Below are 13,977 nucleotides of genomic sequence, written 5' to 3' on the forward strand. Positions count from 1 at the left end.
TTCGGCACGGCAAAACGTTGCGGGTATACTAGTAGCGTTATACCAACGGCAGCTGGCGCATGCCGCCGCGGCCATTCGAAACGGAGACATCATGATTACCGTCATCATCGGCATCGTTGTTGTCATTGTGATTGTCTGCGCCATCGCCGGCATCTACAACAACATGGTCACCAAGCGTAACCGCATCGACAACGCCTGGCAGAACATCGATACGCAGCTGCAGCGCCGCAACGACCTGATCCCCAACCTGGTCGAGACCGTCAAGGGCTACGCCAAGCACGAGCAGGAGACGCTCTCCGCCGTGATCAGCGCGCGTAACACCGCCGTCAAGGCCACCACGCCCGAGGCAAAGATGGAAGCCGACAACGTGCTGACTGGTGCGCTGCGCCAGCTCTTCGCCGTAGCCGAGGCCTATCCCGATCTTAAGGCAAACACCAACTTTACGCAGCTGCAGGCATCGCTCGAGGATACCGAGAACAAGATTAGCTATGCACGCCAGGGCTACAACGATTGCGTGCTCAGCTACAACAACGCCATTCAGACGTTCCCGGCTGTCATCTTTGCCGGCATCTTCCAGTTTAAGGAGCGCCAGGGCTTCGAGGCCGCCGAAGCAGCCCGCCAGGCCCCGACCGTCAAGTTCTAGTAGTTTGACAGCGCATCCTTAATCGGCCAAATGCATAAACCGCCCCGTCGAATGCATACTTCGACGGGGCGGTTTCCTTTTTCGCAAAGGTCCCCCTCTAAGCGTCGTGCATTTTTAGGAGTATTCAACATAACCAAGAGCTTCGGGCGCCACGGCAAATGCCAAAGACCGCGAATATCCCTGCAAACCAAACGCTGTCAGCCCATAACCCCGCCCATCATTCGTAGAAAACATCGAGAAATCCCGATTTTTTGCCCGAGGCCGGTATGCAGGGGCCTTCGATTGCAGAATACTCGCAAAAATGCACGTCGCCACCGCCCCCACATGGCGCGAAGCAAAGCAAAAGCGCGGCCTAAAAGGCCGCGCACCATCTTTATTCAGATTAATCATTGCCCGTTGTGACATCGCCGAACCCGCAGGGCAGAGAACAAGTTCCCTCCCGGCGCACTCCGCAGGACGCAAGAAGCCCTCGCCGCACGAAGTGCGCAGCGAGGGCTTCTTGCATGTCCGAGGACGCGCCGGGAGGGAACTTGTTCTCTGCCCGGATAGGTAAGACAAATTACGCGACGGTGTAAACCCAGTCGTGCTTGTCCTCGACAGCACCGGACTGGATACCAGTCAGGGTCTCGCGAAGCTTCTTCATCACGGGACCGATCTCGGTGTAGCCAGCCGGGAAGGTCACGGTCTCGTCGGCGCCGTAAACCTTGTTGTCGATCTCGCCAACCGGGGAGATGACGGCAGCGGTGCCGCACAGGCCGCACTCGACAAAGGTACCGGCCTTGACCTCGGCCCACTCGACGGGACGCTGGTCGACGGTCATGCCCAGGTCCTGAGCAACCTGAACGAGCGAACGACGGGTGATAGAGGGCAGGATGGAGTCGGTGTGCGACTGAGGAACGACGAGGGTGCCGTCCTCCTTCACGAACAGGACGTTGGCGCCACCGGTCTCCTCGACATAGGTGCGGGACTCGGAGTCGAGATACAGGTTCTCGGCATAGCCCTCGCGATGGGCCTCCATCGTGGGCTTAAGGGACATGGCGTAGTTGAGGCCGGCCTTGATGTTGCCGGTGCCGTGCGGTGCGGCACGGTCATACTCGGAAACGCGCAGCTTGACGGGCTTGAGGCCACCCTTAAAGTACGGACCGACCGGGGTCACGAGAATGCGGAACGTGTACTCAGGAGCGGGAGCCACGCCGATCACGTCACCGGAGCCGATCATAAACGGACGCACGTACAGGGTCGCGCCGGAGCCGAAGGGCGGAACCCAGGCGGCGTTGGCAGAAACGACCTGCTTGACGGCCTCAACGAACTTGTCCTTGGGGAACGGGGGCATCTCGAGGCGCTGGGCAGAGTTATACATACGCTCAGCGTTCATGTCGGGACGGAAGCAGACGATGCTGCCGTCCTCGGCGGTGTAGGCCTTCAGGCCCTCAAAGACCTCCTGGCAGTAATGGAAGATACCGCCGCACTCGGAGACATGCAGGGTGTGGTCGGTGGTCAGGCCGCCCTCGTCCCACTCGCCATCCTTCCAATGAGCCTCGTAGCTGTAATCGGTCTTCATGTAGCCAAAGCCGAGGCTACCCCAATCGATATCCTTCTTCTCGACAGTCATATGTCGCTCCTTACATACACAGTTGCATACTCGCGAACCCGCACGCAAGGACCGAGGCCGACCGCGTCGCAACGTCGCACGCCCGGAGCGTAGAGCCGGACGGGACACGCGAGCAGCATCAAAGCCGATGGCACGTCGATTCGCATGCACGAGATTGTACTCCCCGCACGCGTCTGATAAAACGCTTTTCTTTAACTAAGTAAAGTATTTTCATTTGACCGAAGCAAAAAGGCCCGCCACCGTAAGCGGTGACGGGCCTCAACTGTACGGTCTGCGCGCTGGCTCGAGCTAGGCGTTCTATTTACCCAGCTTGGCCTTAACCAGACCGACCACGGTCGGGATGATCGACACGGCAACGATGCCGATAATCAGCAGCTCAAAGTGCTCCTGCACAAAGGGAATGCCGCCAAAGAAGTAGCCCAGCAGCGTAAAGACCGTCGACCAGGTAATGCCGCCCAGCACGTTAAAGACGACAAAGTTGCGCCAGTGCATGCCGCCCATGCCAGCGATAAAGGGCACAAAGGTGCGGATAAACGGAAAGAAGCGACCCAGGAAGATGGCCAGGTGACCCCACTTGTCCAAGAAGTCCTCGGACTTTTTAATGCGCTCGGGCGTCATGGCCTTGACCTTGCCCGAAGCGATGATCTTGCGGCCAAAGAAGTGACCGATCATAAAGTTGCACTGATCACCCAGGATGGCCGCGGCCCATGCGGTGGCCAGAAGCGCCACGATGTTAAAGCCGCCGTTGTGGGCGAAGAAACCCGAGGCGAACAGCAGCGAATCGCCGGGAAGGAACGGGAAGAACACCACGCCTGTCTCAATGAAAATGATCAGGAACACGCAGCCGTAGGCCATAAGCGGGCCGGCGGCGATCCAGCTGGCGATCGCGGTGCGCGGGTCTTTGAGCAGCTCGGCGATAAAATTGATGAAACCCATGAAGTAAAACCTCTCAGTTGTGGGCGCGGATACGTCCAAGTTGACCAGTATACGGTTGCGGCGTCCCCTCGTGCGCAACCCCACAAAAGCATGACTCCATTACCAGCAAGTTTGCATAACTGACACTTGTAGCGCAAAGCCGCCAAGATTGTCCTTTTTAATCCCTAGCGAATCGCTATACTTTATTGAATCGCATTGCCATGGCGCTAAGGGAGGGCGGCCGGTGAGCTTTATCAATACCATTCGCGAGGACATCAAGACCGTCCAAGCGCAAGACCCCGCCGCGCAAAGTGCCCTGGTCATCTTCCTTTCCTATCCTGGTCTGCACGCCAAGTGGAACCACGTGCCCGAGCACTGGCTCTGGGAGCACGGTCATCGCTCGCTCGCCCGTGTGCTATCTCAAATCACCCGCCACATCACCGGCGTCGAGATTCACCCTGCCGCACAGATTGGCAAGCACTTCTTTATCGACCACGCCATGGGCGTCGTCATCGGCGAGACCACCATTGTGGGCGACAACTGCGTGCTCTACCAGGGCGTTACGCTCGGCGGCACCGGCAACGAAACCGGCAAGCGCCACCCCACCCTGGGTAACAACGTCACCGTGGGCACGGGCGCCAAGGTGCTCGGCAACATCCGCATCGGCAACAACGTCAAGATCGGCGGCAACTCGGTCGTCGTCAAGGACGTGCCCGACAACTGCACCGTCGTGGGCGTGCCGGGACGCATCATCAAGCGCAACGGCTGCCGCGTGTTCGAGGAGAGCTTCGACGCCAAGCAGCATCGCGAGTACATGCCCGATGACGCCGCCGAGCAGAGTGCCCTCAACCGCCAAGGCATCACCGAGAACGCCCGCCGCGTCAAAGAACTCGAGCGAGAGGTGGCCGAGCTCAAGGCCCTCGTCGCCAAGCTCGTGGACGAGCGCTAGGAACGCAAGCGGCACAAAACGACATCGGCATCAACGCAAGAAGGCGCGCCAGAGAATTCATCCCCGGCGCGCCTTATTTGTGATGTGGCAAAGAGACTGTCCCTTTGTCACATTATGCGAACTGGCTCAGATAGAGGTCGGCGTAGGCACCCTCGGCAGCCAGCAGCTCCTTATGCGTGCCCTGCTCGATAATGTTGCCGTGATCCATGACCAAGATCAGGTCGGCATCCACAATCGTCGACAGGCGGTGCGCGATCACAAAACTCGTACGCCCGCGCATGAGCGCGTCCATGGCACGACCGATGGCAAGCTCGGTACGCGTATCCACGCTTGAGGTCGCCTCGTCCAGAATGAGAATCGCCGGGTTGTTGAGCAGCACGCGTGCGATGGTCAGCAGCTGACGCTGGCCCTGGCTGATGCTCTCGGCATCGTTGGCCACGCGCGTGTCGTAGCCCTGCGGCATGGTGCGCACAAAGAAGTCGACCTGCGCGGCACGAGCGGCGGCCACGATCTCGTCGCGCGTCGCCTCGGGACAGCCGTAGGCGATGTTTTCGGCAATCGTGCCATCGAACAGCCAGGCGTCTTGCAGCACCATGCCAAACTGCTGACGTAGCTCGCCGCGATCCATGCGGCTCGTATCCACGCCGTCGAGCGTAATACGCCCGCCGTCAATCTCGTAGAAGCGCATGAGCAGGTTGATGAGCGTCGTCTTGCCTGCGCCCGTGGTTCCCACCACGGCAATCTTCTGGCCCGGCTCGGCGGTAAACGACACGTCGCGCATAAGCAGCTTGTCGGGCGAATAACCAAAGCGCACGTGCTCAAAGGAGACGCGGCCCTCCACGCGACCCGGCAGCTTGGCGGCCTTGTCCGGCAGCGGATCGGCCTCCATCTCGGGCTCATCGAGCAGGTCGAACACGCGCTCCGCACTCGCCAACGCGCTCTGCAGCGAGTTGAAGGTAAACGACAGCTGCGTCATGGGTTCGGACGCCTCGTAGATAAACTGGAAGAACGCCTGGAACACGCCGACGGTCATGTGACCGGCAACCAGCATGCTGCAGCCCACCAGCGCAATAACGATCTGCGCCAAACGGCCGATAAAGCGCACCGCGGGGCCGACAGCATTGATCATAAAGTCGGCCTTGGTGCTCACACGAGCCAATTCCTTCGAAGCCTCGTGCACCTCAGCGGAGCTCTGACGTTCGCGGTTAAACGCGCGGATCACCAGACGGCCCGAATAGCCTTCCTCGACCGCACTCGTAATCTTGGACACCCACTCCTGGCGCTCGCCCGTCACATCGTGTGTGCGGCGCGAGACGACCTTCGTCACCAGCAGCGACAGTGCCGTAAAGAACAGAAAGACGAGCGTAAGCTGCACGCTGAACACGAACATCACGCTCACAGCACCAACAACCGTGCCGATCGACACGAGCAGCTGCAGCAATCCGCGCTGCATGCTCTCGGACATCTTGTCCAGGTCGTTGGTCGCGCGGCTGACGACCTCGCCGGGACGATGCGCGTCAAAATAGGCGAGCGGCAGACGGTTGAGCTTTTGCGCGATGCGGTTGCGCAGGCGCAGGTTGAGGCGTTCGGCCACGCTCGACATCAAAAAGCTCTGGAGCGCGTAGAACGAAGCGGCGGCCGTCCAAATCATAAAGTAGATGAAGATGGTCCTGCCGCAGTTCTCCCAGGTGATGTTGAAGGTGGTATCGTTGGCAAACGCCACCTGAATGTGGCCCCACAGCTCATCGATCACACGGGCGCTATATGCCGGCGCAGCGGTGTTAAAGATGGCATAGAACACAATACTCGCGAACACGATATAGAAGCGCCAATGGTCGCCGGCAGCCTCGCTCCACAGGCGGCGCACCGTCGCCCAGGTGTCGCGGGGTTTCTCGTCCTCGTCCTCGTCGTCCACATCGCGCATGCGCTCTGCCTCAGCGCGGGCGCGCTCGTCCTCGGCGCGCTCGTTTTCCTCGTAGAGCGCTTGGCGGCGAGCCTCGCGCTCGGCTGCAGCCTTGGCGGCGTCATCCAGCTCGGGTGCCACGGCAGCCGTTTCCTCGACCAGCCCCGCGGCAACGGCGCCATCACCGCCGCTCTGCTTCTTGAGCTCCTCGGCCATGCTACTCACCTCCCTTCATTTGCGATTCCGCGATGGCGCGGTACACCTCGCAGGTTTCCATAAGCTCCTCGTGCGTGCCCAAGCCCACAACCTCGCCGTCCTTGAGCACGACAATCTGGTCGGCGTGCAAAATCGTCGAGATGCGCTGCGCGATGATGAGCACCGCTGCGTCACGTGTCTCATCTTGTAACGCATGGCGCAGGGCGGCATCAGTCTTAAAGTCCAGGGCCGAAAAACTATCGTCGAAGATATATAGATCGGCGCGCTTCATGAGTGCGCGAGCAATGGCCAGGCGCTGGCGCTGGCCGCCCGAGAAGTTCGTGCCGCCCTGGGCCACCGGCGTATCGAGCCCCTGGGGCTGGTCGAGCACAAAGGTGCTCTGGGCAACCTCCAGCGCATGGAGCATGTCAGCCTCAGTCGCGCCTTCGTTGCCAAAGCGCAGGTTGCTTGCAACGGTGCCCGAGAACAGCCACGCCTTCTGCGGCACGTAAGCGATATGCCCGCGAATCTCACCTTGCGAAAGGTCGTGCAGATCGATGCCGTTCAGGCGAATGGCGCCCTTCGTTGCATCGTGGAAGCGAAGCAGGAGCTTGGCCACCGTTGACTTGCCCGAGCCCGTTGAGCCCACGATCGCGGTCGTCTGTCCGCGGCGGCAGGCAAAACTCAGGTTGCACAGAGTGTCCTCGTCGGCATCGTCAAAACGGAACGACATATGGTCGAACACGGCAACCGCATCGGTACCGTCAACAGGCTCCGCCGCGCACGTATCTAGCGTGCGCTTGCCGTCCACGATGCTCGGCTCGATTTCGAGCACCTGTTGCGCACGGTTGAGACACGCCGCAGCGCGCGGGAGCGTCAGAATCACCATCTGCGCCATCATCACAAAGAAAAGGATCAGGATCGCGTATTCCAACACGGCCGAGATGCTGCCGATTTGCATGGCGTGGACGCCCACGCGGTTGCCGCCCACCCACAGCACCGCCACCTCGGCGATATTCATCAAAAAGAAGCTGGAACTGTCGAGACCCACAAACAGGTGGTTGACCTTGATGGCGTTGGCCGCGTAATCGCTAAACACCTCGTCCAGGCGCTGCTCCTCGTGGCGCTCCTTGTTAAATGCGCGGATGACGCGCACGCCCACGATGTTCTCGCGCAGCACCACGTTCATGCGGTCGATAAAGCTCTGCAGGCGCATAAAGATCGGCGCGGCGTTAGCCACCGTAAAGACCGCCGCCACCAGCACGATCGCAACGACCACGCCCAGCAGCGTGCCCATGGCGGGATCGATGAACCAAGCAAAAATGATGCCTGCCACGGCCAAGAACGGCACCGGCAACACCAGCTGAATCGTCTGAAGGACAGCTTGCTGAATCACGTTGATGTCGTTGAGCGAGCGTGTGATCATCGAACCCATGCCAAAGCGCTCAAAGTCGCTGGCGGACAGCTCGAGCGACTTGTCGTACACGGCATTGCGGATATCGCAGGCCACGTTGGCGGCCAGGCGCGCTGAAAGATAGCAGCCCAGCACCGTGCCGCCGCTGGCCATGCCGGTCGCGATAAGCATGTACAGGCCGTTGCGTAATATATAGTCGACATCGCCCGTGGCAATACCGGTGTTGACCATGTTCGCCAGCATCGTGGGAACCAACAGCGTACCGACGTTATCTATCAGCACCGCAAACAGCGTCACCGCAATCAGACCGCGGTACGGCCTCATAAATCTCATTAAGAGTCGCATGCGTCCCCCTCGCCCTTATCGTCAGCCTCGTTCTCGGCGGCCACTTGCCGTTTAAATGCCTCGCACTCTTCGTTCAGAACATGGGAGAACTTACCGACCAAGCGCATGATCTCGCGCTGCTCCCACGGCTCGAGCGCCTCGAATGCCTGTTGCTCGGCTTTTTGCGCCGGCAACGCGTAGCGCTTGGCAAACCGCACGCCTTCTTCGGTCAGTCGCACAACCTTGTTCTTACGACTGCCCTCGGCAAACTCCAACGTCGCAAGCCCTCGCGCCCTAAGCGTCTTGATCGCCGAATTGATGGTCTGTTTGCTGTAGAACCATTCGCTTGTCAGACGACTTACGGCAATACTGCCGCCCACCGTGCTGGTATCGACGAGCATCCAGTAAGCGCAGTCCGAAAGACCGCAGCCGCGCGCGAACTCCGAATAGATACGGTCAAGCCCGTTGAGCATCCGGTCGAAATCGACCAGGCTAACTGCACTATTCATCTCTCCCACCATTCGATAGTCCGAGTTTTGACCAATTTATATCTCTACATTAGTCCGAGTTTTGACTATCGTCAACAGGCTCTCCGCGAATGCGTGCATTTTTATGGCCTATCGGCAGAAAAAGACCGCCGGCGCGGGGGCGGCGCCAGCGGTCACGTGAAAATCGGGTTTTATTGCCTGTTAGGCGGCGACGGCCTCATAGACCGTAGCGCCCGAGAAGCTGTCATGCAGGCTCTTGCCGGCAATCCACGGCAGCTCGACGACCTCGCAGACCGTGTTGACCAGCTCGGAGCAGTCAGTAAAGTGGCCCTTGTCGTTGAGGGCCTCGCAATCCTGAACACGCCAATAGCCATCGGTGTGCGTGATGTAGTACTCGTGATCGTTGATCGACACGAAAGCGCGCGTCTTGGAACGCAGCAGCTTCAGAAATCCTTCGAAGTCGGTCTCGACGACATCTCCAGCCTGGAACATGATAGTTACCTCCTGGCCCGGCGCCACCACGGCGCGTTGATAAACGTTGGTACTCCTTTAGTAAAACCTTTATCAGAGGTTATGCGTTCGTCATTTAGGCAAGTGGTAAAAAACCGCAGGGTAGACGGGATAAAACGTTTAACCATCCCATTTGTTTGTCACATTCTGAAGGTACTTTTATGCAAACCTACTTTCCCAATTGGAATCTATCCTTTTGGCCGGGCAATTGACCGTCTATCGTTTGAGCCCGACGGGTATGAACGGGGCATCTGCAACGCCACCGCAAGGAGACACCATGGAGACTATCGAAGCACTCATTCACCGCCGCAGCTGCCGCAACTACAGCGATCGTCCCGTCGAGGCCGAAAAGCTTGCACGTATTATCGAAGCCGGCCAATATGCACCGAGCGGCATGGGCCGCCAGCCGGTGACGTTTGTCGCCGTCACCGACCCCGCGACCGTCGAGCGTCTCTCGCAGCTCAACGCGCAAGTCATGGGCAGCAACAGCGACCCCTTCTATGGCGCCAAGACCGTTGTGGTGGTGCTGGTTGACCGCAGCGTGCCCACACATCTGGAAGACGGCTCGCTCGCCATGGGCAACTTGCTCAACGCCGCTTATGCGCTGGGTGTCGATTCGTGCTGGATTCACCGCGCGCATGAGGTCTTTGACTCGCCCGAGGGCCTGGAGCTGCTGGCCAGCTGGGGCCTGCCCGCCGACGGCAGTCTGCGCGGTGTCGGTAACTGCATTCTTGGCTACGCCGAGGACACGCTACCCGAGGCAAAGCCGCGCCGCGACAACGTGGTGTACGTTAGGTAGCGCAGGAGTGTCCCAAACTGCCGGCAGAAAAGGAACGTCCCCTTCTGCCGGCAAGCTATGTTGATATTTGAGTTGTCGTCGCTTCGCTTGTCTGGGCCGTTTCGGCGTCGTCGCCTTGCTTGTCTTCGTCCTTTTGCGCATCGGCGATGGTGGAGGCCGCCGCGACGATGCCGCGCTGGGGCGCGACGCCCGTCTGGGTCTGTGCGCCCTCGACAACTTCTGTGCCTGCATGCGCGAGCTCGGGCGATTTAAACACTGCGTCCAAGTTGGCGCCACCGCCGGCATATCCGAGCGCCGCGAGCGCGATGACGATCACTGCAACGACGACCGCGATCGGAACATAACGGTGCCAACCAGCCGGATTGAGTCCGCTGCGGCGAGCCGCCCCGCGGCTGATGTAACCGAGCGTTCCGTCGTGCTTGAGCTTTGAGCCCACCACGCGTTTGCGGCCCCACAGCGAGGACTCTGCCTGCATTGCCAAGCGGGCGCTTGCCGAAGGATAGCCGTATTTAGTGCGCTTGAACGAGCCATCAAACCCCGAGGCGTGTTTACCCCACGTCACCGATGTTGTGCGTCGGTTAACCGGCGCGGCACTCCGCCTTCTGCGGCTCGGTTTTGAAGTCTCAGCCATATGCCCTCGCACGCCGTAACCAAATCGAAACAATAACGCTTTGGACTGTAGCACACGCGTCGCGCGCGGTCACGGGCGCCTCGCTCAACGGTCATCGTCCTTCAGCAAGCGCCACAGCGTTGTACGGCTTATACCCAGCACCTCTGCCGCACGAGTCCGATTGCCGTGGAGATGATCTACAACCAGATGCGCGATATCTCGCTCGGTATCGGCCAGCGGTCGCAGGATATACAGGTCGCTTTCGAGTGTCGGGGCGCCAAAGGTTGCGGTCTTAATCACGTCCTCTTGGGCGAGTACTTCCTCCGCCACAGCGCGGTCCACCGTGCCCGCCCCCACCAATATATACAGTCGTTCCGAGACCTCGCGGAGCTGCAGATAGTTGCGCGGCCAGCGGTAAGCATCGAGCGTCTTCGTCGCCGTGGCAGACAGCGTGGGCGCTGCCGTCCCAAATGCATCAGCGAGATATTCCAAATAGCGCGCGACCTTCGTCGACGCGGCTCCCTGCTCGGCGATTGCCGGCGCCACGCTCACCGCACAGGCGAAGCGCTCAGTCACAAAAGCAGCCTGATCACTTTCGCTGCCGCCCGGCATATCATTCGCCGTCAGCACCACATGGCAGCGCGTCGCCAACGCAGTGTCGGCCATCGTGGAGACCAGCTCGCGAAGGCGCTGAGGGCCAACCGCGTTCCAGCCCTCAATGCAAAGGGTCAGCCCTGTTTGGAACAACGGCGATTCGGCGCTTTTGAGCACATGGCGCCAACCGCGATCGGTGAGTTCATCGAGCGCGACGGAAACAAAGGGCTGATCGGCAAAAGGACCGTCCAGATAGAGGCGCTTGGCGATCTCAACCTGACCCGCTCCCAGCTCACCCTCGAGCATAAGGGGCACACCGCGCGCGTAGCTCTCGGCAACCGGTGCAGCTACCGAGGCCGCCCCTTCAACGATGCCGTACGCGCTCGATTCGTAGCGGGCCTCAACCTCGTCGGCGTTGAGCCACTCGATGCCCGCATGCGCCGCGGCGCCGCGCACCTCGCGGACCACGACGACCCAAAGCCCCCCGCCCTCTTTGTCGGTGGGGCGAACGGTCAGGCTCAGGCGCGTACCCGCACGCCCCATAACCAGACGCGCGCCGTCTCCTATACGGTCGAGACGCTCGGCAATAAAAGCCGCCACATCCCGCTCGAGCGCCGCGTCATTCATGGTCGAGATCGCGACGTCCCCACGCGCATCGATTGCCAATGCCGAGGCCCCGGCAGCAGCTAGGGCATCGGTCAAGATGTTCAACTTGGCATCGCTATCCATGATTTGCCCCCCCTGTCCGCAGCGACGTGCAACCGCCGACGGTCGCACGACCGAGTGTTTCAAAATTGAACGATATTGCTCACCAAACACTATAGGGCAGAAAGCGCCGTCCTGCGAGTATAGGTGTTGCCCCGCATCGCCATCCTGGCGGGGCGATAAGAGCTCTTCGGGACTTATAAACCTGCGGACAAGCCATACCCGCAAGAGCTCCTATCGCTCCACCGTGAGAATGCGCTCACCAGCACGCAGCACGCAAACAAGCTACTTCTCTACCAGATTCCCAGTACGTGTTGCATTCCCAAACTCATGCACGCAATGCCAATCCAGCAGCAAAAGCCCAGCGCGATGGGCTTGCCGCCCTTTTTGACCAGCTCGACGATATCGGTATTAAAACCAATAGCCGCCATGGCCATCACGATAAAGAACTTCGACAGCTCCTTGATGGGCGCCGTAAAAGACGCGGGAAGCTGAAACACCGTGGTGATTACGCTCGCCAGCACAAAGAACAGCACAAACATGGGAAACGCGCGCTTAAGCGAGAACGTGCTTTTGGCGTCGCCGCCGGCCTTGCGCGCCAGATGCATCTGCCAGCATGCGAGGACCAACGTGATGGGGATAATGGCCAGCGTTCTGGTGAGCTTGACCACCGTGGCGCTCTCGAGCACATTGGCGCCGGGATGCATGCTGTCCCAGGCGCTCGCCGCAGCCGTTACCGACGAGGTGTCGTTGATGGCGGTGCCGGCAAACAGGCCAAAGCCCTCGTTGGTCAGCCCGAGCATGCCGCCGAGCGTCGGAAACACGAGCGCCGCGATAACGTTAAACAGGAAGATGACCGAAATAGCTTGGGCAATCTCGCGATCGTCGGCATCGATGACGGGTGCGGTCGCAGCGATGGCCGAACCGCCGCAAATCGACGAACCCACACCCACAAGCGTCGCGATCTTACCCGGCACGTTCATAACGTGGCAGAGCACAAAGGCGATGACAAGCGAGGTCGAGATTGTCGCCACGATAATCGGCAGCGACTGGGCGCCCTTGGACAGAATCTGGGAGAGGTTCATGCCAAAACCAAGCAGGATAACCGCGTACTGCAAGACTTTTTTGGACGTATAGGTAACGCCGGCGGCGAGCGGTTCGCGACGATTCTTGGGAAAGACGAGCGCCAGGACCATGCCAAAAAGGATGGCAAATACCGGCCCGCCGACCACCTCAACCTGTTTGCCGAGCAACGTCGCGGGGATAGCGATGATCAGGCAGAACAAGACGCCTTTCCAGCGCTCGCGTACGATATTTGCCAGTTGCATATGGGATTCCTTCTTTCTATTTCACGTTTGCGACGGCTTATGATACGGCAACATCGAGCGCAGCCTTGCGCAAACACAGACTAAGATGCCGCAATAGTTCTCAGGCAACAGCCGAATTACCCACCGCGGAGAGCTGATTCGCGGCATAATTAACAACTGACATATGAGTTTGATAGAACAGTTGCGAGGCGCTATGGAAGAATCGATGCACGTCGGCGAGCAGGAAACGAGCCTACAGGACCAGTCCTACCACACCATTCGACGCAAAATCGTCTACCTGGACTACAAGCCGGGCGAAAAGCTGGGCGTCAAGCAACTTTGCGACGACCTGGATATGGGGCGCACCCCTGTGCGCGAGGCTTTGGTTCGCTTGGCGCAGGAAGGCCTGGTGCGCACCGTGCCCCAAAGCGGCACCTACGTCTCACCCATCAACCTCACCCTTGCCGAGAGCGCCTGTTACATCCGCGAACATCTGGAAAAGCAGGTGATTGTGGAGTGCTGTGCGCGCGCCACGTCGGCCGGCATCGAGCAGCTCGACCGCGCCATCGTGCTGCAGGAAAAGGCCATGGCCGAAGAGGATCGCATCGGCTTCTTTTTGAGCGACAACCTCATGCATCACATGATTTTTAGCATCGCATGTCGCAGCACCGTGTGGTCGTGGCTCGAAGAGACCAATGCCGACCTGGAGCGCTTCCGCTGGCTGCGCGCTGCCACGCAGGTTCTCGACAATCAGGACATCGTGAACGAGCACAAGCAAATTCGCCGCGCTATCGCCGGTCGCGACCCCATCGAAGCGAGCTTTTTGGTCAGCAAGCACCTGCACATGATGTTCCGCAACCAAACCGAGGTTCTGGACCAGTTCCCCGAGTACTTCGAGACCAGCAAGCTCCGCTAACCTGCCAAAAAGGGACAGGTTCATTTTGGCAGATTTTATCTGGGCAAATGCAACAAGGCCCGGCTCCGCTGCAACGGAGCCGGGCCTTAGTTG

13 protein-coding genes are annotated in these 13,977 nt (G+C 59.8%); 4 read left to right on the top strand and 9 right to left on the bottom strand.

Going from position 1 to position 13,977, the window contains the following annotated elements; genetic code table 11:
• Nucleotides 1–91: 91 nt before the first annotated feature.
• Complete coding sequence (locus tag I4W07_RS02630; protein ID WP_196025528.1) at nt 92–643, top strand: LemA family protein; 552 nt, start codon at nt 92–94, stop codon at nt 641–643.
• Between the two features lie 559 nt (nt 644–1,202).
• Here the strand turns inward: I4W07_RS02630 and I4W07_RS02635 are convergent.
• A complete protein-coding gene (locus I4W07_RS02635; RefSeq protein ID WP_089573513.1) occupies nt 1,203–2,255 on the bottom strand; it encodes a branched-chain amino acid aminotransferase in 1,053 nt (350 codons plus the stop codon).
• Nucleotides 2,256–2,552: 297 nt separating this feature from the next.
• Complete coding sequence (locus tag I4W07_RS02640) at nt 2,553–3,191, bottom strand: DedA family protein (RefSeq protein ID WP_138113555.1); 639 nt, start codon at nt 3,189–3,191, stop codon at nt 2,553–2,555.
• Nucleotides 3,192–3,414: 223 nt separating this feature from the next.
• Here I4W07_RS02640 and cysE point away from each other — a divergent pair, with 223 nt between their 5' ends.
• On the top strand, nt 3,415–4,119 hold the full coding sequence (cysE, locus tag I4W07_RS02645; RefSeq protein ID WP_195361461.1) for a serine O-acetyltransferase: 705 nt from the start codon (nt 3,415–3,417) through the stop codon (nt 4,117–4,119).
• Between the two features lie 112 nt (nt 4,120–4,231).
• Here cysE and I4W07_RS02650 read toward each other — a convergent pair whose 3' ends face one another.
• The 4 genes from I4W07_RS02650 to I4W07_RS02665 all read right to left on the bottom strand — a co-directional run bounded on the left by I4W07_RS02650 (nt 4,232) and on the right by I4W07_RS02665 (nt 8,935).
• Complete coding sequence (locus I4W07_RS02650; RefSeq protein ID WP_196025529.1) at nt 4,232–6,238, bottom strand: ABC transporter ATP-binding protein; 2,007 nt, start codon at nt 6,236–6,238, stop codon at nt 4,232–4,234.
• 1 nt (nt 6,239) lies between these two features.
• The gene (locus I4W07_RS02655) at nt 6,240–7,976 is read right to left on the bottom strand and encodes an ABC transporter ATP-binding protein (RefSeq protein ID WP_196025530.1); all 1,737 of its coding nucleotides are present in this window, start codon (nt 7,974–7,976) and stop codon (nt 6,240–6,242) included.
• The gene (locus tag I4W07_RS02660; RefSeq protein ID WP_196025531.1) at nt 7,964–8,464 is read right to left on the bottom strand and encodes a MarR family winged helix-turn-helix transcriptional regulator; all 501 of its coding nucleotides are present in this window, start codon (nt 8,462–8,464) and stop codon (nt 7,964–7,966) included. Before I4W07_RS02660 ends, I4W07_RS02655 begins: the two co-directional genes overlap by 13 nt.
• A gap of 180 nt (nt 8,465–8,644) precedes the next feature.
• Nucleotides 8,645–8,935: a hypothetical protein gene (locus I4W07_RS02665; protein ID WP_006235631.1), complete on the bottom strand. Its 291-nt coding sequence runs from the start codon at nt 8,933–8,935 to the stop codon at nt 8,645–8,647.
• 295 nt (nt 8,936–9,230) lie between these two features.
• Here I4W07_RS02665 and I4W07_RS02670 point away from each other — a divergent pair, with 295 nt between their 5' ends.
• The gene (locus tag I4W07_RS02670; protein ID WP_195503963.1) at nt 9,231–9,752 is read left to right on the top strand and encodes a nitroreductase family protein; all 522 of its coding nucleotides are present in this window, start codon (nt 9,231–9,233) and stop codon (nt 9,750–9,752) included.
• A 55-nt stretch (nt 9,753–9,807) separates the two neighbouring features.
• Here I4W07_RS02670 and I4W07_RS02675 read toward each other — a convergent pair whose 3' ends face one another.
• From I4W07_RS02675 to I4W07_RS02685, 3 genes are all read right to left on the bottom strand, one after another.
• Nucleotides 9,808–10,314 carry a hypothetical protein gene (locus I4W07_RS02675; protein ID WP_196025532.1) on the bottom strand — a complete coding sequence of 169 codons (507 nt, stop codon included), beginning with the start codon at nt 10,312–10,314 and terminating at the stop codon, nt 9,808–9,810.
• Nucleotides 10,315–10,467: 153 nt separating this feature from the next.
• Nucleotides 10,468–11,685 (bottom strand): helix-turn-helix domain-containing protein, encoded by a 1,218-nt coding sequence (locus I4W07_RS02680; RefSeq protein ID WP_196025533.1) that lies wholly within the window; start codon nt 11,683–11,685, stop codon nt 10,468–10,470.
• A 269-nt stretch (nt 11,686–11,954) separates the two neighbouring features.
• A complete protein-coding gene (locus I4W07_RS02685; protein WP_196025534.1) occupies nt 11,955–12,989 on the bottom strand; it encodes a YeiH family protein in 1,035 nt (344 codons plus the stop codon).
• Between the two features lie 193 nt (nt 12,990–13,182).
• Between I4W07_RS02685 and I4W07_RS02690 the strand changes: the two genes are divergently transcribed.
• The gene (locus I4W07_RS02690; RefSeq protein WP_050766156.1) at nt 13,183–13,884 is read left to right on the top strand and encodes a GntR family transcriptional regulator; all 702 of its coding nucleotides are present in this window, start codon (nt 13,183–13,185) and stop codon (nt 13,882–13,884) included.
• The last annotated feature ends 93 nt before the right edge of the window (nt 13,885–13,977 follow it).

It is taken from the genome of Collinsella aerofaciens (assembly GCF_015670745.1).
Lineage (GTDB): Bacteria > Actinomycetota > Coriobacteriia > Coriobacteriales > Coriobacteriaceae > Collinsella > Collinsella aerofaciens_T.